Below are 21822 nucleotides of genomic sequence, written 5' to 3' on the forward strand. Positions count from 1 at the left end.
CACCAAGCCCTGCCATGACCCAGCTCACCCATTTCGATACCGCCGGCCAGGCCCACATGGTCGACGTCGGCGACAAGGCCAGCACGCACCGCGTAGCCGTGGCCACCGGCACCATCACCATGCTGCCCGACACCTTCGCGCTGGTGCGCGACGGCAGTGCCAAGAAGGGCGACGTGCTCGGCATCGCGCGCGTGGCCGCGATCATGGCCACCAAGCGCACCGCCGACCTGATCCCGCTATGCCATCCGATCGGGCTGACCAAGGTCGCGGTCGACTTTGCGCTCGACGAGGCCAGCGCCACCGTCGCCTGCACCGTCCGCACCGAGACCCGCGGCCAGACCGGCGTCGAGATGGAAGCGCTGACCGGAGTGCAGGTGGCGCTGCTGACGATCTACGACATGTGCAAGGCGGTGGACCGGGGGATGGTGATCGGCAACGTGAAGCTGCTGGAAAAGCATGGCGGCAAGTCGGGCGACTGGGTGGCGGCCGCCGGCCAGTGAGCGGCCTGGCTGCAGCGCCCGTGGATCGGCACGCGCCAAACGGCAATCGCGGCACCTAGACTAGACATTGCTCAGGGCAGCCGGGAAACGCGCTTCGCGCCCGCATGGACCCAGCGTCCCCGCCTGGCTCCCATCACCTTGCCAAAGGAGAGACGCAATGCTGACGCAGAAGACAAAGGACATTGTGAAAGCCACCGCGCCGGTATTGGCGGAACACGGCTACGACATTATCAAGTGCTTCTATAAGCGCATGTTCGAAGCGCACCCCGAACTTAAGAATGTGTTCAACATGGCGCATCAGGAACGGGGCGAGCAGCAGCAGGCATTGGCGCGGGCGGTCTACGCGTATGCGGAGAATATCGAAGACCCGAGCAGCCTGATGGCCGTGCTGAACAACATTGCCAACAAGCACGCGAGCCTGGGCGTCAAGCCGGAGCAGTACCCGATCGTCGGCGAGCATCTGCTGGCGGCCATCAAGGAAGTCCTGGGCAGCGCAGCGACCGAGGAAATCATCTCAGCGTGGGCGCAAGCCTATGGCAACCTCGCCGACGTCCTGATGGGCATGGAAAGCGCGCTGTATGAAGGTTCGGCCGAACAGACCGGCGGCTGGACCGGGTGGCGGTCCTTTGTGGTCCGCGAGAAGCGCCCCGAGAGCGGCGTGATTACGTCCTTCATTCTCGAACCGGTCGACGGCAAGCCGGTAGCAAACTTCAAACCCGGTCAATACACCAGCATTGCCGTCGACGTGCCCGCGCTAGGCCTGCAGCAAATCCGCCAGTACAGCTTGTCCGATATGCCGAACGGGCGCAGCTATCGGATCTCGGTCAAACGGGAAGGCGGCGGCACCCAGCCTCCTGGCTATGTTTCAAACCTGCTGCACGATCACGTCAATGTCGGCGACGAGGTAAAGCTGGCTACGCCATATGGGAGTTTCCATATCGACGTCAACGCCAAGACACCCATTGTGCTGATCAGCGGCGGCGTGGGGCTGACGCCGATGATCAGCATGCTCAAGACCGCGCTGCAGGCGCCGCCGCGGAAAGTCGTTTTCACCCATGGCGCGCGCAATAGTGCAGTGCATGCCATGCGAGACAAGCTGCGCGAGGCGGCGAAGACCTATGAGAACTTCGAACTGATCGTTTTCTATGACCAGCCCCTGCCTGAGGACGTGCAAGGGCGCGACTACGATTATGCGGGGCTGGTCGACGTCAAGCTGATCGAAAAGTCGATCCTGCTGCCCGACGCCGACTACTACATCTGCGGCCCGATTCCCTTCATGCGCATGCAGCATGATGCACTGAAGAATCTTGGCGTCCATGAAGCGCGCATTCATTACGAGGTGTTTGGTCCGGACCTGTTTGCCGAATAGGCCGGCACGCATGGGCGCATCCGGGAACGACGGACTTGTCATGCCGCGCCGGTTCACGGCGTCCGGCCAGTCTGTCGTTCCTCGGTAATAAAGGTAACGCCACATTTCCACATGCGCCGCCGCAGCGCCTGCGCACGACAATTTGGTATTCAATACGATTGCGGGCCGGCGCATGTCGCGGCCGGCTGCCACTGCCCGCGGCGAGCCTTTCGGCCACGCGGGGGAAAGGTGAATACCATGAACGGGCGCAAGCTCTGCCAGCTGGTACTGGCACTGGCGGCCACGGCCGCAAGCGGCGCCGCCCTTGCCGGGCGAGCCGATTTCCACAATGCCGGCTGGCATGACGCGGACACACGCGGCGGCATGATCAAGACGCGTGTCGGCGTGGGCTTCTATTTCGGCCCCAGCGTCGTGTTCGGCGGCTACCCGTATTACTACCCTGCCTACCCTGCGCCCTATTACTACCCGGCTCCGGCCGTTGCCGTGCCGGCCGAGCCACCTCAATACGTCGAGCAGGGCCCCAACGGGCCGGTGCCTGCCCCGGGGCCCGAGCGGTCTGTACCGCAGGACCAGGGCTGGTGGTATCACTGCAACGAGCCGGAAGGCTACTACCCCTACGTGCAATCGTGCCCGGGCGGCTGGCAGCGAGTGCCGGCCCAGCCGCCGGCCAATTACTGACAGCGTGGAGCACAGCATGCGAGTCCTGACCCGCGCCACGCTTGCCGTGGCGACCCTGACACTCGGCGCCTGCGTCGTGATGCCTTCCGGCCCCAGCGTGATGGCGTTGCCGGGCACCGGCAAGAGCTTCGACCAGTTCCGCGCCGACGACTACAACTGCCGCCAGTTCGCCTTTGGGCAGGTCGGCGGCGTGACTTCCTCGCAGGCGGCCAACAACGCGGCAGTCGGCAGTGCGGTAGTGGGCACCGCGCTGGGCGCTGCGGCTGGCGCAGCCTTTGACGGCGGATCGGGCGCGGCGGTCGGCGCGGGCCTGGGCCTGCTGACAGGCGCCGCGGTCGGCGCCGGCAACGCGCAGTACGCGGGTTACGGCACGCAGCGGCAATACGACGCCGCCTACGTGCAGTGCATGTATGCCAGCGGCAACCGCGTGCCGGTACCGGGGCGGGTGGCCGCTGCGCCGGCTCCTGCGCCGCGGTACTACTACGCGCCGCCCCCGCCGGCCTACTACGTGCCCTACTACTAGGTCAGTTGCGTCCCCACGCGGAGAACCGGCGCGAGCGATCGGTGACCCAGGCGCAGAACGCCTGCGGGCGCTCGCCCTCGGACAACTCGCTGCATGCCTTGGCGATCTCGGCGTATTGCGTCGCTTCATCGCCCAGGTAGTACCAGCGCAACCGCTCCATCCACAGCCGGCCTTGCGCGGCATCGCCGGTCAGCGCGAGCAGCCACGCCGTGCGCGCGATCATCGTGGGAGTCGGCAGCAAGTGCACCGCGGCGATATGCGCGGGCAACAGTTGCGCTGCGTTCTGCGGCGTGATCACGACCAGGCCCGCGGCATCGGCCTGCGCATGCTGGCGGAACCAGAAGCGCGGCATCGGCAAGGTGTTGCGGGTTTCGCTGGCGGCATACTCGCGTGCTTCGGCGCGGCGGTAGTCTTGCCACATGGTTGCCAGGATGGCGACGGCAAGCGCAATGCAGGCCACGCTGAGACCCTTCGCCACACTGACCGGAACGCGCCATGGTCCGGCGGCGGCAGGCTCGAGCCAGCCCAGCAGGAAACAGAATGGCAGGAAGAAGTACAGGTAGTGCAGCGGGTATTCCAGCATCGAATGCGCGCAGAGCATCGCCAGCCACGTCAGCATCAGCACCGCTTCACGGCGCTCGCCGTTTTCTGCCTGCCAGAGCCGCGCCCGCACCACGCGCCATAGCCACGCTGCGAGAATCAGCGCGACGCCGAGCGTGCCCGCGACGCCGGTCTTGGCCAGCAGGTCTAGCACAGCGTTATGCGCATGCAGGGACATCTCCACCTTCACGCCGACCTGCGGCAACTGGGTGAATTGCGCCCAGCCGAATTCGCCCCAGCCGACACCGAGCCATGGATGCGCGCGGAACATCGCCAATGCATGCGACCATAGCGCGCCACGTGCGGACATCTGGTCTTCGGCTTCCAGTTGCGCGATGGTGTCGAACAAGCGCCAGTCGAGCAGCTGGCCGGTGGCGCGGATCGCTGGCTGCAGCACCAGCAGCATCACGATCATGGCGGCCGCGGCCACCAGCAGTCCGGTCGTACGCCGCATCGGATCCGTCTCGCGCAGCGTGCCGCGTGCCAGCCAGGCAGCAACCAGCGCGTAGAGCGCGGCAAGACCAACATGCAGCACGCCGGTGCGCGATCCCGATAGCACGATGCCGCTCTCCAGCAGTGCTACCGCTACCAGCCACATCGGGAAACGCAGCCTGCCGCGCGATGCCAGCCAGACTGACGCAACCAGTGCGAGGCCGTGCACGGTGGCCTGGTGGTTGGGCTGGTTCAGGTTGCCCCACAGGCGGCGGTTGTCATCGTAGAAGTAGGTGGAAACGAGGCCGAAGGCACTGCGCTCAAGATGGAAGAGCTGGACCCACTGTGTGACGGTGCCGAGCAGGCCGGCGATCAGGAAGGCGATGGCCAGGGTGTCGCCGGCGTTGAGTGTCTCGGATGCTTGACTGCGGCGGTATGACCATGCGGCGCATGTCACGGCTGCGCCGAGGAACAGTGACAGGACAGTGAGGGTCGCGCTGCCGGTGATATCGGCGTGACCGAGGGCGGTGCGCATCAGACCGACGGCGGCGAGCCAGAAGAACAGCAAGGCTACCCACGGCAGCGAGATCGTCGCAGATGCCGCTGGGGTGGCGGGCTTGCGGAGCGACAGGAACGCAACCAGGGCCAGCGCGCAGCACGCGGCGGTCCATTCGCCGTAGAACGTCGCGAGTGGGAGCGTATGCCGGGAGACTAGCAGCGGGAAGACGATTGCTGCGATGAGGGCAGCCGACGGCAGGGTTGTCCGGGACGGCGGCATTGAGGCGCCAGTTTTAGGGAAAGGCGCATGATAGCTTGAGCCGGCCAAAGAAAAAGCGCCCGAAGGCGCTTCAATCAAGAAATAAGGCCTATTGCCCCAAGGCAATCACATTCATGCAATCTTAGGGGCAATCGCCAGCGCCCGGCTTGAAGCCGCGGGTGGCGTTGCAAGTCGTACCTGTATTGAGCCAAGTAACGTTTGCGGCGCCGTTTGCAGCCGTCGGCGTAGTGACGATCGTGAGGTTTGCTCCCGCGGCAGTTGCTGCCGTGGTAACGGTGATTGCGCCATTGAGAACCGCGACCGCCGGAGCCCCAACAGCGGTAATGTTGCCCGACACGACCGGCGCCGGAATACCGTTGGTGCCGCCATTGCAGCCCGTCACAGTCCCCGTTTCTTGAGCGCACATGGCGACTGCAGTCTTAATGGAGGCGATTTCCGCCATCGCACCGGCGGCACGGGTCCGCGACGTGTAATCACTGTACTGCGGAATCGCGATCGCCGCCAAAATACCAATGATCGCCACCACGATCATCAGTTCGATCAGCGTAAAGCCCTTCTGGACACGACGGCCCAGTTTCTTCAGTTGTACCCGTTGCATGATTTGACCCCTCGAAGAGATTTTGGTTAAGCGTTGCACGTCTTCGGTTTCGTGACGCGGGGCCTATTCAGCAGTAAGCGTGCCAGCCATATCCCCCGTCCGCAGGGGACAAAAAGCGACAAATTTCGTCACCCGGCAGCGGAAAGCCCGCCGCATGCGCCAAATTTTGTCACCTGCCCGCGCTACCACCTGCAGAAGCGACAAAAAGTGCGATCACTCACATGAGTTAGTTGGATATCGCACCGACAGGGACGTCTGCCAGGAGAGCAACAAAAAAGGGCGGCCACCCGGCCGCCCTTCCCTGCGATGCAATACCCCGTCAGGCCGTCTGCGCCTGCCGGCGGCTCAGCAGCTTGCCGATGATCACCACCAGGATCGCGCCGGCGGCGCCGAATACCAGGTGGGCATGCGGCACGTGGACTTCGAACCAGGCCGCATCGACCGGGTCGCTGACCAGCATCTCGCCAGCCAGGTAGCCCAGCAGCGCGGCGCCCAGCACGATGATGACCGGGAAGCGCTCCATCACCTTGAGCAGCAGCGTGCTGCCGAACACGATCAGCGGGATCGACAGGCCCAGGCCGATGATCAGCAGCATCAGCTGGCTGCCTTCGGGGCCCTTCTGCGCGGCGGCGGCCACGGCGACCACGTTGTCGAGCGACATCACCAGGTCGGCGATCAGGATGGTGCGGATGGCGGCCCAGATATTGTCCTTGCCGTCGTGGCCTTCCTCGTCGTCATCGCCGGTCAGCAGTTGCACGCCGATATAGACCAGCAGCACGGCGCCGACGATCTTCAGGTACGGCAGGCTCAGCAGCTTGACCGCGGCCACGGTCAGCACCACGCGCATGATGATGGCGGCGGCGCTGCCCCAGAAGATGGCCTTCTTCTGCTGGGCGGGCGGCAGGTTGCGCGAGGCGAGCGCGATCACCACCGCGTTGTCGCCGGACAGGACGATGTTGGTCAGGATGATCGATCCCAACGCAATCCAGAAAGTGGTGGAAGACAGCAGTTCCACTGGGAGGCTCCTCGAGTTCTATGTGGTGGCGGTTTTATGTACTGGCGCGCCCCGTCATCTGACGGGTGTTCGGATGTCTGAAAGCGCAGGCATGACTGTTTAACCCACGAACCTTTCGATTACATTTCAATCCTGTAATCTTTCGGGGCTTTCACGGCGCCAGGATCACCCGCCGCAAAAACAATGCCCCCGCCGATGGCGGGGGCATCACTAGTCTGTCATTCCCGCCACAGCGGGAACGGCAAGCAGGACCTTACAGCATCGCCTTCAGCAGGCGGCCCATCTCCGACGGGTTCTTGGTCACCTTGATACCGCAGGCTTCCATGATTTCCAGCTTGGCCTGGGCGGTGTCGGCACCGCCCGAGATCAGCGCGCCGGCGTGGCCCATCCGCTTGCCCGGAGGCGCGGTCACGCCAGCGATGAAGCCAACCACCGGCTTCTTCATGTTGTCCTTGATCCAGTTGGCCGCGTTGGCTTCGTCCGGACCGCCGATCTCACCGATCATGACCACGGCGTCCGTTTCCGGATCGTCGTTGAACATCTTCATCACGTCGATGTGCTTCAGGCCGTTGATGGGGTCGCCACCGATGCCGACAGCCGACGACTGGCCCAGGCCCAGCGCGGTCAGCTGGCCCACGGCTTCGTACGTCAGGGTGCCCGAGCGCGACACCACGCCGATGCGGCCCTTCTTGTGGATGTGGCCCGGCATGATGCCGATCTTGATTTCGTCCGGCGTGATCAGGCCCGGGCAGTTCGGCCCCAGCAGCAGGGTCTTCTTGTTCTCGCGGCGCATGCGGTCCTTGACTTCCATCATGTCGCGCACGGGAATGCCTTCGGTAATGCAGACCACCAGGTCCAGGTCGGCATCAACGGCTTCCCAGATCGCGGCAGCGGCGCCTGCGGGCGGCACGTAGATGACCGACACGGTTGCGCCGGTCTGGGCCTTGGCGTCCTTGACGCTGGCGTAGATGGGAATGCCTTCGAAGTCTTCGCCGGCCTTCTTGGGGTTCACGCCTGCGACGAAGGCGTTCTTGCCGTTGGCGTAGTCGCGGCAGCCACGGGTGTGGAACTGGCCGGTCTTGCCGGTGATGCCCTGGGTGATGACCTTGGTGTCTTTGTTGATCAGAATCGACATGCTGTAATCCTTTGCTTGGCTACGAGCGGCGCGCGCGGGAGCTCAATAGAGCGCCAGCGCACCGCTCGCGTTCGCGTATGGTTGCGTTCGTGCGACGGCTTACTTGCCAGCGGCAGCGGCCACCACCTTCTGGGCGGCTTCTTCCATCGTGTCGGCCGAGATGATGGGCAGGCCCGACTCGGCCAGCATCTTCTTGCCGAGGTCTTCGTTGGTGCCCTTCATGCGCACGACCAGCGGCACCGTCAGGTGCACGGCCTTGGAAGCGGAGATCACGCCTTCGGCGATCACGTCGCAACGCATGATGCCGCCGAAGATGTTGACCAGGATGGCCTGCACGTTCTTGTTGCTCAGCATCAGCTTGAAGGCTTCGGTCACCTTCTCGGTGGTGGCACCGCCGCCCACGTCGAGGAAGTTGGCCGGCTCGCCGCCGAACAGCTTGATGGTGTCCATGGTGGCCATGGCCAGGCCGGCGCCGTTCACCAGGCAGCCGATGTTGCCGTCCAGCGAGATGTAGGCCAGGTCGAACTTCGAGGCTTCGATTTCGTTGGCGTCTTCTTCATCCAGGTCGCGGTAGGCGACGATTTCCGGGTGACGGAACAGCGCGTTCGAGTCGAAGTTGAACTTGGCGTCCAGCGCGATGACCTTGCCGTCGCCGGTCAGGATCAGCGGGTTGATTTCGGCCAGCGAGGCGTCGGTGTCGTAGAACGCCTTGTACAGGCCTTGCAGGGCCTGGCGGGCTTGCGCCACGCTCGCGTCGGGCACGCCGATCTTGCGGGCGATGTCGTCGGCGTCAGCGTCGGTCAGGCCGGTCGACGGCTCGATGATCAGGGTGTGGATCTTTTCCGGGGTGTGGGCAGCGACTTCTTCGATGTCCATGCCGCCTTCGCTCGACGCCATCAGCGCGATCTTCTGCGAAACGCGGTCCACCACCAGCGAAACGTACAGTTCCTTCTTGATGTCGGCGCCTTCTTCGATCAGCAGGCGGTTGACCTTCTTGCCTTCCGGACCAGTCTGGTGCGTGACCAGCTGCATGCCCAGGATGTTCGACGCATAGGTCTTGACGTCTTCGATGCTCTTGGCAACCTTGACGCCGCCGCCCTTGCCGCGGCCACCCGCATGAATCTGCGCCTTGACAACCCACACCGGGCCGCCGAGCTGTTCTGCGGCCTTCAGGGCCTCGTCAACCGAGAACGCGGGGATGCCGCGCGGAACCGGCACATTGTATTTGCGCAGGATTTCCTTGCCTTGATACTCATGGATATTCATGCGTGTTTCCTTTCGGGTAGGCGTAAAAGGTAGAAGGGAGAAATCTGAAAAAGGAGACGAACTCTCTCGTCTGGTTGGCTGATCCTGAGAATCAGCCGGAAGTGCCGGTTGGCCTGTCGGCCGGGACAGCGTCGTTGCCGTCGTCGTTGGCTTGACCACCGCGGTCGCCATTGGCCACGGCGGGCGCCCGAGGCGCGGTTGCGACGGCAGGTGCGGCCTCGGCCCTTGCCTTGGGCGTCGGCTGGTGACCATACCAGCGCGGGTAAAACTCACGAACCACCTCGCCGTCGAAACGCAGCGCGTGGCAGCCGTGCAACTGATAGGGCGGCTCCGGATTCGGATCGTCCTCGCCGTTGTCGCGGATACTGATGACTTCGCCGGCAAACGCCTGGATCGCGGTGCTGGGCAGCACGCCGGCGGCTTCGGTCAGGTGGGAACAGCCGTTGATGCCGGCCAGGCGCTCGCGCACGGCCTTGCGGAAGCCCTTGCGCAGGTTCAGCCCGATCAGCTTGCGGTAGGTCGGGCCGATGGTGTCGCACTGCGACGGGTACGGCACCCAGTCGGAGCACGCCTCGGCATCCAGCACCGTCATGTCTTCGTTGATCGTGACGCGCAGCCACAGGTCGTGCAGGGGCTGGCCTACCGGGCGGATACGGTCGCCGGCAAGTGCGATGTCGCGGGGCTTGGTGTCGGTCAGGCGCACCTCGACATCCCACAGGCCGTCCTCTCTCTGGTACGCCTCGGCCGTAATGGCACGGCGATGGCGCAAGGAGCGGTTGACGGGCTGGGACAGAGGCATGGCCAGGCTGGAATACTGGGGGCTTGGGAACGGCGGCGCCGGAGCACCGAATAACCCGGGGAGTTTAACATGCCGCGCTGGTTTGCCCGGGAACATCCTTGTGCGGCGACTGTCGCGCCGCATTGTCGGGCAATGGCGCGCCAATGACACCCTGACTGCAGTGCAGGTAATGAACCGACGAATGCGGATACTACCGCACACAGACGCTCAGTCGTCCTCGCTGTACGCTTCGTCAGCGCCCTGGATGATCTTGCTGACCACCGCCCGGGAGAATCCCCGCGCCACCATGAATCGGATCTGCCTGGCACGTGCCTCCGGCGTATCCGGCGGCACGCCGAAACGCTTGCGCCAGACCTCGCGGGCGCGCTCGGTCTCGGTGGCGCGCAGCCTTTCCTGCAGTTCGCCCAGCTGTTCGCTGTCCAGCTTGTGGGTCTTGGCTTCCTGCATCACCCTGGCCGCGCCATAGCGGGCGCCGCGGCGATGGACCAGGCTGTCGGCAAAGCGCTGGTTGGACAGCCAGTTCTCGCGCTCGAGCGCATCGAGCAGCTGCTCGAGCTGCTCCGGCGATTCGGCATGGGGCGCCAGCTTGCGCGCCAGCTCGGCGCGGCTGTGCTCGCGGCGCGACAGGTAGCCGACGGCGCGGGCCTTCAGGGACAGGGGGGGACGCGTGGCCATTGAGGTCGTGAAGTTTCCACCGTGGGCCTAAACAAAAAGGCCGGCGCATCGGCGATGCCCCGGCCCTTCCGGTTGCTCCAGCGGCGGGCTGGCGCTCAGTCTTCCAGCACTTCGGCCGGCACGACGTTGGTCGGCGCCACACCCAGCGCGGCACGCACCTTGTTCTCGATCTCTTCGGCGATGTCCGGGTTCTCGCGCAGGTATTCGCGCGCGTTGTCCTTGCCCTGGCCGATCTTGTCGCCGTTGTAGCTGTACCACGCGCCCGACTTCTCGACGATCTTGGCGTCCACGCCCAGGTCGATGATCTCGCCCTGGCGGGAAATGCCCTGGCCGTACAGGATGTCGAAGAAGGCTTCGCGGAACGGCGGCGAGACCTTGTTCTTGACCACCTTGACCTTGGTCTCGTTGCCGATGACGTCGTCGCCCTTCTTGATCGAGCCGATGCGGCGGATATCCAGGCGCACCGAGGCGTAGAACTTCAGCGCATTGCCGCCGGTGGTGGTTTCCGGCGAGCCGAACATCACGCCGATCTTCATGCGGATCTGGTTGATGAAGATCACCAGGCAGTTGGTGCGCTTGATGGTGCCGGTCAGCTTGCGCAGCGCCTGGCTCATCAGGCGGGCCTGCAGGCCGGGCAGCGAGTCGCCCATTTCGCCTTCGATTTCGGCCTTGGGCACCAGCGCCGCCACCGAGTCGATCACGATCAGGTCGATCGAGCCCGAGCGCACCAGCGCGTCGGTGATTTCCAGCGCCTGCTCGCCGGTGTCCGGCTGCGAGATCAGCAGGTCGCCGACGTTCACGCCCAGCTTGCCGGCGTAGCTGACATCCAGCGCGTGCTCGGCGTCGATAAAGGCGCAGGTGCCGCCCAGCTTCTGCATTTCGGCCACGACCTGCAGCGTCAGCGTGGTCTTGCCCGACGATTCCGGACCATAGATCTCGACCACGCGGCCGCGCGGCAGGCCGCCGACGCCAAGCGCGATGTCCAGGCCGAGCGAACCGGTGGAGACCACCTGGATGTCCTTCTCGACCTCGCCGTCGCCCAGGCGCATGATCGAGCCCTTGCCGAACTGCTTCTCGATCTGGGAGAGCGCGGCGGCAAGCGCCTTCTGCTTCTCGGCGCTCACGCCCGCACCTGCCTTCTTGTCGTCCATGGTCGTCCTTGAATCAAATGGTGTATAAATAGGCCGCATGTGGCGCGGCACCGGCTTTTGCCGGCTCCGGCGCCGGCCCGGCTGTCTGCGCGGCCGCCATTCCGGAAGCATCACTCAGGAAGCATCCCGGGCGGCCCCAGCGGAATGTGCGGGTACTGTATAAAAAAACAGTATGCTTGGCAAGCCCCATCGCGCCCATTCCGCGGGCGTCCGGCTATGCCGGCCAGGTGGAGACAACCATGCGTATTCTGATCGCCGAAGATGACGACACGCTGGCCGATGGCCTGACGCGCTCGTTACGTCACTCTGGCTATGCCGTCGACCATGTTGCCGACGGGCTCGGTGCCGACTCCGCCCTGTCGACCCAGACCTTCGACCTGCTGATCCTGGACCTGGGACTGCCGCGCATGTCCGGCCTGGAGGTGCTCAAGCGCCTGCGCGCCCGCGGCGCGATGCTGCCGGTGCTGATCCTGACCGCGGCCGACAGCGTCGACGAACGCGTCAAGGGCCTGGACCTGGGTGCGGACGACTACATGGCCAAGCCGTTCGCGCTGTCCGAACTGGAAGCGCGCGTGCGCGCACTGGTGCGCCGCGGCGCCGGCGGCGGCGCCACGCTGATGCGGCACGGGCCGCTGGCCTTCGACCAGGTCGGCCGCATCGCCTACCTGAACGAACAGATGCTCGACCTGTCGGCGCGCGAGATCGGCCTGCTGGAGATCCTGCTGACGCGCTGCGGCCGGCTGGTGTCCAAGGAACAGCTGGTCGACCACCTGTGCGAGTGGGGCGAGGAAGTCAGCAACAATGCCATCGAGGTCTACGTGCACCGCCTGCGCAAGAAGATCGAGGTGGGCGGCATCCGCATCGCCACGGTTCGCGGCCTGGGTTATTGCCTGGAAAAATTCCAGCCGGCCGTGGCCGCGCAGCATTGACGCCGCCATTGACGCGGCCCGCACCTTAGCCTCGCCCGTGCAGGCGAGCACGACCGCACCCGAGCGACCACCGTCGAGATGAGCCTGCTGCAACTGCCCTGGCGGCGCGCGCACCGCGCCGTGCCACCACCCTCCCATACCACGCCTGGCACGCCTGGCACGCCCGGCACCGACCAGGAACTGGCCGACGCACTGCCTCACCTGGAGGAAAGCACCGCCACGCCCGCGCCGCGCTCGCTGTTCGGCGAGATCCTCGACTGGATGCTGGCGCCACTGCTGCTGCTGTGGCCGATGAGCATCGCGGTGACCTACCTGGTGGCCAAGTCGATCGCCAACGGCCCGTTCGACCGGGCGCTGGAAGCCAGCGCCATCGTACTGTCGCAGCAGTTGCGCGAGGTCAACGGCCGCGTCACGCTGCAGCTGCCGCTGTCGGCGCGCGAGATCCTGCGCGCCGACGAGACCGACAATATCTATTACCAGGTAGTCGGCAAGCGCGGCGAGTACATCGCCGGCGACCACGATCTGCCGCTGCCGTCGGAAGAAGACCAGGGCCACGCCGGCCTGGTGTCGCTGCGCGACGACCGCATCGCCGGCAACGATGTGCGCGTGGCCTACACCTACGTCGACCTGCGCAATGTCAGCGGCAGCCAGCCGGTGCTGGTGCAGGTGGCCGAGACGCTCGACAAGCGCGCGCGCCTGGCCAACGAGATCATCAAGGGCGTGATCCTGCCCCAGTTCGTGATCCTGCCGCTGGCGGTGGTGCTGGTGTGGTTCGGGCTCTCGCGCGGGCTGGCGCCGCTGACCGCGATCCAGCAGCGCATCCGCGCACGCAACCCCGGCGACACCAGTCCCATCGACGAACGCGCCGCACCGCAGGAGATCACGCCGCTGGTGGGATCGTTCAACGACCTGCTGGCGCAGCTGGACCAGTCGGTGCAGACGCAGAAGCGCTTTATCGCCGATGCCGCGCACCAGATGAAGACGCCGCTGGCGGGGCTGCGCATGCAGGCCGAGCTGGCGCAGCGCGAGCAGTCGCCGGAAGAGCTGCGGCGCTCGCTGGCACAGATCGCCGGCAGCTCCGAGCGCACCGCGCACCTGGTCACGCAACTGCTGTCGCTGGCGCGTATGGAAAACCTGGCCGGCACCGGCGGCATGGGCGAGCTGGACCTGTGCGCGCTGGCGCGCGAGGTGGTCAAGGACTGGCTGCCGCAGGCCTGGGCGCGCGACATCGACCTGGGGCTGGACGCCGCCGACCACCCGGTCACGGTGCTGGGCAACGGGCTGATGCTGACGGAGATGCTCAACAACCTGCTCGACAATGCCATCCGCTATACGCCGCGCGGCGGGCATGCGACGGTGCGGGTCAGCGCCGATGCCTTCGAGCCGTTTGCCTACCTCGACGTGGAAGACACCGGCCCGGGCATCGCGCCGGCCGATCGCGAACGCGTGATGGAGCGCTTCTACCGCGTGCTCGGCACCAATACCGAAGGCAGCGGGCTGGGCCTGGCCATCGTGCGCGAGATCGTACAGCAGCACGGCGGCGACGTGCAGATTTCAGACCACGTCTACCAGCAATCGCCGCGCCTGGCCGGTGCGCATTTCCGCGTGACATTGCGCCGCCCAACCGAAACTCCGACGTGATGAACGACGTTCCCGCCGCTGACCTCGCCGAAGCCCGCCAGCGCCAGGCCTGGCACCTCAACCTGCGCTGGATCGTTGGGCTGCTGGCGATCTGGTTCGTGGTGACCTTCGGGGTGGCGTGGTTTGCGCGCGAACTGCGCTTCGACTTTTTCGGCTGGCCGTTCTCGTTCTGGGTGGGGGCCCAGGGAGCACTGGTGGTCTACGTGCTGATGGCCGCGCTGTACGCCTGGCGGATGAACCGCGCCGACGAAGCTTCCGACGAAGCTGTCGCACCCGCCCCCCTGCCTTCGCAGGGTGCCTTGCGCGGGCCGGGCTCCGATGTTGCATAGCGATATGCCGGCGCGCCCGCGCGGCAATGCCAGGTGGTGCCGTGTGGCGCCAGAACTGGCTGCACCGCAGCATGCGCGGCCCTTGAAAACGGCTAGCGTATACCCCGACATTTTTGGCACTTGCGCGCCGGAATCTGTCAGAACTCAGTAAGTTTCGCGAACCACAATCCTCTGCAACTCAGGCTCCCGGCCAGCGGCACGGGCCTTTTCCGCGATGTTGCCGCGCCTTGCCCGAGATCCATTCCAGACGGAGGAGACAAGATGGCAAACGTGCAAAACGTTGCGGTACCCGGAGGGGGTGCGCAAAACGCACCGATGACACGCGAGGAGCGCAAGGTGATCCTTGCCTCGTCGCTGGGCACGGTGTTCGAGTGGTACGACTTTTACCTGTACGGCTCGCTGGCAGCGATCATCGCCAAGCAGTTCTTCGCCGGCCTGGATCCGACCTCGGCCTTCATCTTCGCACTGCTCGCCTTTGCCGCCGGCTTTATCGTGCGGCCGTTCGGCGCACTGGTGTTCGGCCGCCTGGGCGACATGATCGGGCGCAAGTACACCTTCCTGGTGACCATCCTGATCATGGGCCTGTCGACCTTCATCGTCGGCCTGCTGCCGGGCTTTGCCACCATCGGCTGGGCGGCCCCGGTGATCCTGATCGCGCTGCGCATGCTGCAGGGCCTGGCGCTCGGCGGCGAGTACGGCGGTGCCGCCACCTACGTGGCCGAGCACGCGCCGCACGGCAAGCGCGGCGCCTACACCTCGTGGATCCAGACCACCGCCACGCTCGGCCTGTTCCTGTCGCTGATCGTGATCCTGCTGTGCCGCGAGCTGACTGGTCCTGCCTTCGAAGTCTGGGGCTGGCGCATCCCGTTCCTGCTGTCGATCCTGCTACTGGGGATGTCGGTGTACATCCGGCTGTCGATGAATGAATCGCCGGCATTCCAGCGCATGAAGGCCGAGGGCAAGACCTCCAAGGCCCCGCTGACCGAGTCCTTCGCGCAGTGGCGCAACCTGAAGATCGTGATCCTGGCCCTGCTCGGCCTGACCGCCGGCCAGGCCGTGGTCTGGTACACCGGCCAGTTCTACGCGCTGTTCTTCCTGACGCAGGTGCTCAAGGTCGATGCCAAGACGGCCAACCTGCTGATCGCCGGCGCCCTGGTGATCGGCACGCCGTTCTTCATCTTCTTCGGCTCGCTGTCGGACAAGATCGGGCGCAAGTGGATCATCATGGCGGGCTGCGCGCTGGCCGTGCTGACCTATTTCCCGCTGTTCAAGGCGCTGACCCACTACGCCAACCCGGCGCTGGAGCGCGCGCAGCAGACCGCTCAGATCGTGGTGACCGCGGATCCGAAGCAGTGCTCGTTCCAGGGCAGCCCGATCGCCCGCGAGATCGACTTCCGCAGCTCGTGCGATATCGCCAAGCGTACCCTGGCCCAGTCGTCCGCCAGCTATGAGGTGGTGGAAGCCCCGGCCGGCACGATGGCGACGGTCAAGATCGGCGACAAGGAAATCAAGGCCTTCGACGCCAAGCTGGCCAATGGCCACAGCTTCGACGACGCCAGCAAGGCGCAGATCGCGGCGTTCAAGAAGGAGGTGAGCGGCGCGATGTCCGCCGCCGGCTACCCGGCCAAGGCCGACCCGGCGCAGATGAACACGATCATGGTGCTGGTGATCCTGGTCATCCTGGTCATCTACGTGACCATGGTCTACGGCCCGATCGCCGCCATGCTGGTGGAGCTGTTCCCGACGCGCATCCGCTATACCTCGATGTCGCTGCCCTACCATATCGGCAACGGCTGGTTCGGCGGCCTGCTGCCCACCATCTCGTTCGCGCTGGTGGCCCAGAACGGCAATATCTACTACGGCCTGTGGTACCCGATCATCATCGCGGCCATCACCTTCGTGATCGGTGCGCTGTTCGTGCGGGAAACCAAGGACGTGGATATCTACGCCCACGACTGAACGGTCGACGGGACGAAACCGTGACCACGACGGCAGGCCGCCCGGCCTGCCGTTTTTTCATGGGTGCTGGTGTCCCGAAAAAACTTCGCACGGGGGTGTTGACAGTGCCGAAAGCCCCTGTATAATCTCAGTCTTCGTTGGCGAATTAGCTCAGTCGGTTAGAGCGACGGAATCATAATCCGCAGGTCCGGGGTTCGAGTCCCTGATTCGCCACCATCTATTTGAAAAGCCGCGTTCTCGCAAGAGAACGCGGCTTTTTGCTTTGGATTGCCAGGCGCGCTGCCGGCACCTCTCGATGCCGGAAGCGTCACGCCCTACGGCTGCGTCAACAGGAACTCATGCCGGCTGGTATCGAGCCGCGACACGCGGTACTCGATCCGCTCGTCGTGGTAGGACGAGGCCACGCGCAGGATCTTCAGCAACGGACTGCCCACGGCAACGCCCAGCAGCTGGTGGTCATCTTCGTCCGCCAGCGCGGAGCGCAGCCGCTCTTCGGTGCGGATGATGTTGATGCCGAAGCTATCCTGGTAGAAGTTGTAGAGCGTATTGGGCCGCTCGCGCAATTGCTTCTCCGTCAGGCCCTTGAAGCGCTCTTCCGGCACGGTGATGGCATCGATCATCATCGGCGTGCCTTCCAGCGACAGGACGTTGGCGAAGCGGAACACGGGTTCACCGACGGCCAGCCCCAGGGCGGCCGCCTCGTCCTTGTCGGCCTTCGCGCGCCGGAACCTGGCCAGGCGTACGGTCGGATATTCGCGATGGCCATCCTGGCGCACGATACGGAAGAAGCGGAAGAAGTGATCCTCCTGCCGGTGCGTGGCGACGAAGGTGCCGCGTCCCTGGTGCCGGATCATGATGCCTTCGGCCACCAGTTCGTCGATCGCCTTGCGCAACGTGCCGATCGACACGCCAAAGCGCTCGATCAGCTTGCGCTCGGACGGAATGGCTTCTCCCGGCTTCCACTCGCCCTCCGCCAGCGCGGAGAGAATGGCCTGCTTGACGTCCTTGTACAGGACGCCGCCGATCGCACTGGCGGCATCAAATCTGGCACCCACGTTGAAATCCCTGTTCGCTGGCCCGCGCCGCCTTGACGGCTGTGCACAGGCCGATTCATCTAGATAAGCCAGATCATACCGGAGGCCATCTTGTGCCTATCGGCGCTGTCGCGGCCAGCCGGTGCTATTCGGCGCGGATGTGTTTCTCTTCGATCAGCCTTGCCCATCGCGTCACCTCGCCGTTGAAGTATTCGGCGAAGGGGCCGCTGGTCTGCGGCGCCGGGCTGAAGCCGGCCGCCACAATGCGCTCGCGCATCGCGTCGGACTGCAGCATGCGCGCCACCGACGCGGCAACCTTGTCGACGATCGGCCTGGGCGTCCCCGCCGGCATCATCAGGCCGGTCCAGTTCTCGACGATCAGGTCGGGATAGCCCGCCTCGGCCACGGTCGGCACGTCGGGCAGCAGCGGATGCCGTTCACGCGTGGTCACCGCCAGCGCGCGCAGCTTGCCGCCCTTCACATAGGCCAGCGACTCCGGAAAATTGGAGAACACCACATCGATCTGGCCGCCGATCAGGTCGGTCATCGAAGGCGCCCCGCCCTTGTACGGCACATGGGTCAGGTTGGCGCCGGTCAGGCTTTCGAACAGCGCCAGCGTCAGGTGCGGCGGCGTACCGTTGCCGCTGGAGCCGGCATTGAGCTTGCCCTTCTGCGCCGCGGCGGCCAGGTCCTTCAGCGACTTGACCGGAGAACTGGCCGGCACCACCACCAGCATCGGCGACGAGGCGATGCGCGCTACCGGCACCAGGTCTTTCTGCATGCTGAACGGCAGCTTGGGGAACAGCGTCACATTGGAGGCATGCGTCAGCGTGACCGCGAGCCAGGTATAGCCGTCGGCGGGTGCCTTCGCGACCTGGTCGGCGCCGATGTTCGCGTTGCCGCCGGGCTTGTTGTCGACCACCACGGGCCGCTTCCACTCTTCCGCGAGCTGGTGCCCGACCAGCCGCGCCATGATGTCCGTCAGGCCACCGGCCGCGAACGGCACCACGTAGCGGATCGGCTTGCCGGGATAGTCATGGGCGGGCACCGACGCCTGCGCCGTGCCCTGTGCGGCGGCCGGCGCCGAAGCCAGGCCGGTGAGCGTGGCTACTGCGGACAACGCGACAAGCGCGCCGGCCCCATACCTGAGCGCGGTGCGAATCAAACCTCGATACATGGTGTGTCTCCGTTTTGTGGTCGCTGGCCCGTTCTTTGCCGGGTCCGGTTTCGTGGTGGGAATCGAATCGAAAACGCTAGGCCTTGCCCTCCTGCACCTCTTCCGCCAGTTCGCCCGCCAGTTCGCGCAGCTCACTTAGCAGGGCCTCGGGGATGTCTATGCCATGGGCCTGCGCGTCGGCCTGCGCGGCATCGCGCCGCGCGCCTGGCAGGCGCGTGCCCTCGTCATCCAGCATTGCCTGCAACAGGGCTTCGACACGTCCGTCATAGGCGTCGGAGCCCGCGAACGCGCCCGGGTCCAGCGCCATGAAGAGCTGGCCGATGCGCGGCCGGTTGCCGGCGTCCGTGAAAAAGGAATCCGCTTCGGCGCCGAAGCTGGCACCTGCCAGCGAGGTCACCAGCAGCTCGACCATCAACGCCAGCATCGCGCCCTTGACGCCGCCGGCGGGCAGCATCGAGCCGCGCAACGCGGCCTGCGCATCGGTCGTCGGCTGGCCGGCTTCGTCCAAAGCCCAACCCAGGGGAATCGGCTTGCCCTGCTTCGCCGCCACCATGATCTTGCCGCGTGCGACTTCGGACAACGACAGGTCGATCACGATCGGCGCGTGGCCCCGGCGCGGAAACACCGCGGCAATGGGATTGGTGCCGAACAGCGGGCGCCGTCCTCCCCAGGCAGGCATTGCTGCGGGCGAGTTGCCCATGGCGATGCCCACCATGCCCGCGCGCGCCACCGGATCGAGCGGCAGCGCGGCCGCGCCGAAGTGGTAGCTATTGGTGACTGCCGCGACACCGACACCGGTCTCATAGGCCCGGCCCATTGCCTCGGCAATCGCCAGGTCGCATGCCGGGAAGGCGAAGCCGCACCCCGCATCGACCAGCGCCGCGCTGGCGCGTGCGCGCCGCACCGTGGGCGTCGCGCGGCCGTCGACACGATCCGCGCGCAGGTGCGCCACATACATGGGTACCCGCGATACACCGTGCGACGCCAGCCCCGCCGCATCGGCACGCACCAGCGCCGCGGCCGTTGCGTCGGCCTGCAGCTGGCTCGCGCCCGCACGCCGAAGCGCGGCGTTGGCGATCCGCTCCACTTGCGTCATCGGCACCCGGGTCATGTCATGTCCTCCAGCGTCTGCCGCACTTGTTGCGCGATCATCATCGATACCCGTGCATTGGCCTCCTGCGTCACGCCGCCGATATGCGGCGTCAGGATCAGGTTGGGCACGTCGGCGAGCACGCTGCCTGCGGGCAAGGGCTCGTGCTCGAAGACGTCAAGCGCGGCGCCACCGAGATGTCCGTCGCGCAGCGCCTGCGCCAGCGCGGCCTCGTCGACCACGCCGCCGCGGGCAGTGTTGATCAGCACCGCGCCACGCTTCATGCCGGCGATCCGCTGCGCGTCGAGCAGGTGCCGCGTGGCGGCGACCAGCGGCACATGCAGGCTGACCGCATCGGACTGCGCCAGCAGCGTGTCGAGCGCGACGCTGCGCACGCCGGTCCGGGCCCAGACCGGGTCGTCCGCGGCCAGCATCGGGTCGAATGCCGCCACCTGCATGCCGAACGCCTGCGCCAGCGCGGCGGCCTGCCTGCCAATGTCGCCGAAGCCCACCAGCCCCAGCGTCTTGCCCAGAGCTTCCCTGCCCTCCGACAGGCGTGCGCGCGGCCACTGCCCCGCGGCCACTTGCGCGCTGCTGCCATAGGCGCCGCGCAGCAGCAGCGCCGCGGTGGTGACCACATACTCGGCCACCGAGCGCGCATTGGCCCCGGCCGCGGGGATCACGCGGATGCCGCGCTCGCGGCAGGCCTCAACATCGATATTGTCGAGGCCGACCCCGAGCCGCCCGACCACGCGCAGCGACGGCGCACCGGCCAGCAGCGCCGCGTCGACCTGCGTGCGGTTGCGCACGATCAACGCCTGCGCGCCGGGCAGCGCATCGAGCAGTTCGGCGCGGCGGTCGACCCAGCCCGGCTCGTAGCGCAGGTCGAAGCCCGCGCGCAGCGCCTGCACCGCGGCATCGTCCATGAACTCGCTGATGCAGATGCGCTTCATCATGCCGACTCGTGGATGCGGGTCAGCACGAATTCGCGGTGGCCGAGCGCCTCAGCCGCGGTCCAGCGCCCGTTGACCGTGGCCAGCATGCACTCGAGCAGCTTGTCGCCGGTCTGGTCCAGCGTCAGCTCGCGCTGCAGCAGGCCCGAGCAATCGACATCCATATGCTCGCTCATCAGCCGCACCGTGCGCGGGTTGGCACACAGCTTGATCACCGGCACGATGGGGTTGCCGATCACGTTGCCCTGCCCGGTCGGGAAGAAATGCACCACATAGCCGGCGGCGGCGCACAGCGTGACCATCTCCGCCGCGGCCGACGACGAATCCATGAACCACAGGCCCGGGTGAGTCGGCTCCTCGGCCTTGTCGAGCACGCCGTCGACCGTGCACTTCTTGCCGATCTTCTGGATATTGCCCAGCGCCTTCTCCTCGATCGTGGTGAGGCCGCCGGCGATATTGCCCTTGGTCGGCTGCGACTCCGACAGGTCCGAGGTCTTCCAGCGGTCGATCATGCCCTGGTAGCGCTCGAACATGGCCATGAACTGGTGGCGTACTTCGTCGTTGGCGCAGCGCGCCGCCACGATATGTTCGCCGCCGGTCAGCTCGGAGGTCTCGCCGAAAACCAGCGTGGTGCCGAGCGGGTGCAGCTTGTCGAAGGCATTGCCGACGGTCGGGTTGGCGCCGCAGCCGGACGTGGTATCCGACTCGCCGCACTTGGTCGACACCCACAGCTCGCTGATCGGGCATTCCACCCGGTGCAGCGCGGTGGCGTACTGCACGTACTCCTTAGCCGCCTTCGACGCCCGCATGATGGTGTCGTGGTCGCCATGGCCCTCGATGCCGAAGCCGACCACCGGCTTGCCGGTCTTGGCGATGCCGTCGACCACCTTCTTGGTCCAGCCGTCCTCGATGCCGATCACCACCACGGCGGCGACATTGGGGTTGCTGCCCGCGCCGATCAGCGTGCGGAAGTGCAGGTCCAGGTCCGGCCCGAACTGCAGGCGGCCATACGGGTGGGGAATCGCCATGGTGCCCTTGATGGCGACGGCAACCGCCTCGGCGGCGGCGTTGGACAGGTCGTCCAGCGGCAGGATGATGACGTGGTTGCGCACGCCGACGCGGCCGTTGTCGCGGCGGTAGCCCCAGAAGGTGGTGTTTTGATCGATCACGGACATGGCTTGGGTCTCGGGT

21 protein-coding genes and 1 tRNA gene are annotated in these 21822 nt (G+C 65.9%); 9 read left to right on the forward strand and 13 right to left on the reverse strand.

All coding sequences use genetic code 11. From position 1 onward, the window contains the following. Positions 1-14: 14 nt before the first annotated feature. From moaC to ACAD63_RS19390, 4 genes are all read left to right on the forward strand, one after another. Positions 15-500, forward strand: coding sequence for a cyclic pyranopterin monophosphate synthase MoaC (gene moaC, locus ACAD63_RS19375; protein WP_135704531.1), 486 nt, complete (start codon positions 15-17; stop codon positions 498-500). Between the two features lie 157 nt (positions 501-657). Then, positions 658-1869 carry an NO-inducible flavohemoprotein gene (gene hmpA, locus ACAD63_RS19380; protein WP_135706211.1) on the forward strand — a complete coding sequence of 404 codons (1212 nt, stop codon included), beginning with the start codon at positions 658-660 and terminating at the stop codon, positions 1867-1869. A gap of 237 nt (positions 1870-2106) precedes the next feature. Then, a complete protein-coding gene (locus tag ACAD63_RS19385) occupies positions 2107-2547 on the forward strand; it encodes a hypothetical protein (RefSeq protein ID WP_133093789.1) in 441 nt (146 codons plus the stop codon). A 16-nt stretch (positions 2548-2563) separates the two neighbouring features. Then, entirely contained in the window at positions 2564-3070 is a 507-nt protein-coding gene (locus ACAD63_RS19390) for a hypothetical protein (protein ID WP_135704529.1), read from the forward strand. Between the two features lies 1 nt (position 3071). Here the strand turns inward: ACAD63_RS19390 and ACAD63_RS19395 are convergent, their stop codons facing one another. The 8 genes from ACAD63_RS19395 to recA all read right to left on the reverse strand — a co-directional run bounded on the left by ACAD63_RS19395 (position 3072) and on the right by recA (position 11519). Then, on the reverse strand, positions 3072-4880 hold the full coding sequence (locus ACAD63_RS19395) for a PglL family O-oligosaccharyltransferase (protein WP_434033171.1): 1809 nt from the start codon (positions 4878-4880) through the stop codon (positions 3072-3074). Positions 4881-5001: 121 nt separating this feature from the next. Beyond that, a complete protein-coding gene (locus ACAD63_RS19400; protein ID WP_434033172.1) occupies positions 5002-5478 on the reverse strand; it encodes a pilin in 477 nt (158 codons plus the stop codon). A 319-nt stretch (positions 5479-5797) separates the two neighbouring features. Further along, positions 5798-6493, reverse strand: a complete 696-nt coding sequence (locus tag ACAD63_RS19405; RefSeq protein WP_133093785.1) for a TerC family protein — start codon at positions 6491-6493, stop codon at positions 5798-5800. A 253-nt stretch (positions 6494-6746) separates the two neighbouring features. Continuing rightward, a complete protein-coding gene (sucD, locus tag ACAD63_RS19410) occupies positions 6747-7628 on the reverse strand; it encodes a succinate--CoA ligase subunit alpha (RefSeq protein ID WP_062796940.1) in 882 nt (293 codons plus the stop codon). 99 nt (positions 7629-7727) lie between these two features. Beyond that, entirely contained in the window at positions 7728-8894 is a 1167-nt protein-coding gene (gene sucC / locus ACAD63_RS19415; protein ID WP_135704521.1) for an ADP-forming succinate--CoA ligase subunit beta, read from the reverse strand. A 91-nt stretch (positions 8895-8985) separates the two neighbouring features. After that, positions 8986-9693, reverse strand: coding sequence for a DUF2889 domain-containing protein (locus ACAD63_RS19420; RefSeq protein ID WP_434033173.1), 708 nt, complete (start codon positions 9691-9693; stop codon positions 8986-8988). A gap of 207 nt (positions 9694-9900) precedes the next feature. Then, positions 9901-10368 carry a recombination regulator RecX gene (gene recX / locus ACAD63_RS19425; RefSeq protein ID WP_434033174.1) on the reverse strand — a complete coding sequence of 156 codons (468 nt, stop codon included), beginning with the start codon at positions 10366-10368 and terminating at the stop codon, positions 9901-9903. Between the two features lie 95 nt (positions 10369-10463). After that, positions 10464-11519 carry a recombinase RecA gene (recA, locus tag ACAD63_RS19430; protein ID WP_133093781.1) on the reverse strand — a complete coding sequence of 352 codons (1056 nt, stop codon included), beginning with the start codon at positions 11517-11519 and terminating at the stop codon, positions 10464-10466. 239 nt (positions 11520-11758) lie between these two features. Between recA and ACAD63_RS19435 the strand changes: the two genes are divergently transcribed. The 5 genes from ACAD63_RS19435 to ACAD63_RS19455 all read left to right on the forward strand — a co-directional run bounded on the left by ACAD63_RS19435 (position 11759) and on the right by ACAD63_RS19455 (position 16593). Continuing rightward, positions 11759-12448 (forward strand): response regulator transcription factor, encoded by a 690-nt coding sequence (locus ACAD63_RS19435; RefSeq protein WP_116317177.1) that lies wholly within the window; start codon positions 11759-11761, stop codon positions 12446-12448. Positions 12449-12526: 78 nt separating this feature from the next. Then, positions 12527-14089 carry a sensor histidine kinase gene (locus tag ACAD63_RS19440; RefSeq protein ID WP_135704517.1) on the forward strand — a complete coding sequence of 521 codons (1563 nt, stop codon included), beginning with the start codon at positions 12527-12529 and terminating at the stop codon, positions 14087-14089. Continuing rightward, complete coding sequence (locus tag ACAD63_RS19445) at positions 14089-14418, forward strand: DUF4212 domain-containing protein (protein ID WP_135704515.1); 330 nt, start codon at positions 14089-14091, stop codon at positions 14416-14418. The genes ACAD63_RS19440 and ACAD63_RS19445 overlap by 1 nt, the downstream gene beginning before the upstream one ends. A gap of 261 nt (positions 14419-14679) precedes the next feature. After that, positions 14680-16377: an MFS transporter gene (locus tag ACAD63_RS19450; RefSeq protein WP_434033175.1), complete on the forward strand. Its 1698-nt coding sequence runs from the start codon at positions 14680-14682 to the stop codon at positions 16375-16377. Positions 16378-16516: 139 nt separating this feature from the next. Further along, positions 16517-16593, forward strand: a tRNA-Met gene (locus tag ACAD63_RS19455). Between the two features lie 98 nt (positions 16594-16691). Here ACAD63_RS19455 and ACAD63_RS19460 read toward each other — a convergent pair. The 5 genes from ACAD63_RS19460 to ACAD63_RS19480 all read right to left on the reverse strand — a co-directional run bounded on the left by ACAD63_RS19460 (position 16692) and on the right by ACAD63_RS19480 (position 21806). After that, positions 16692-17432, reverse strand: coding sequence for a GntR family transcriptional regulator (locus ACAD63_RS19460; RefSeq protein WP_135704512.1), 741 nt, complete (start codon positions 17430-17432; stop codon positions 16692-16694). Positions 17433-17556: 124 nt separating this feature from the next. Then, positions 17557-18588 (reverse strand): Bug family tripartite tricarboxylate transporter substrate binding protein, encoded by a 1032-nt coding sequence (locus ACAD63_RS19465; RefSeq protein WP_434033176.1) that lies wholly within the window; start codon positions 18586-18588, stop codon positions 17557-17559. 76 nt (positions 18589-18664) lie between these two features. Next, the gene (locus ACAD63_RS19470; protein WP_151071156.1) at positions 18665-19699 is read right to left on the reverse strand and encodes an Ldh family oxidoreductase; all 1035 of its coding nucleotides are present in this window, start codon (positions 19697-19699) and stop codon (positions 18665-18667) included. Beyond that, complete coding sequence (locus ACAD63_RS19475; protein WP_135706210.1) at positions 19696-20631, reverse strand: hydroxyacid dehydrogenase; 936 nt, start codon at positions 20629-20631, stop codon at positions 19696-19698. Before ACAD63_RS19475 ends, ACAD63_RS19470 begins: the two co-directional genes overlap by 4 nt. Further along, entirely contained in the window at positions 20631-21806 is a 1176-nt protein-coding gene (locus ACAD63_RS19480) for a UxaA family hydrolase (protein ID WP_029048820.1), read from the reverse strand. The genes ACAD63_RS19475 and ACAD63_RS19480 overlap by 1 nt, the downstream gene beginning before the upstream one ends. Positions 21807-21822 lie beyond the last annotated feature (16 nt).

Source organism: Cupriavidus sp. a3 (genome assembly GCF_051015765.1).
Lineage (GTDB): Bacteria > Pseudomonadota > Gammaproteobacteria > Burkholderiales > Burkholderiaceae > Cupriavidus > Cupriavidus oxalaticus_A.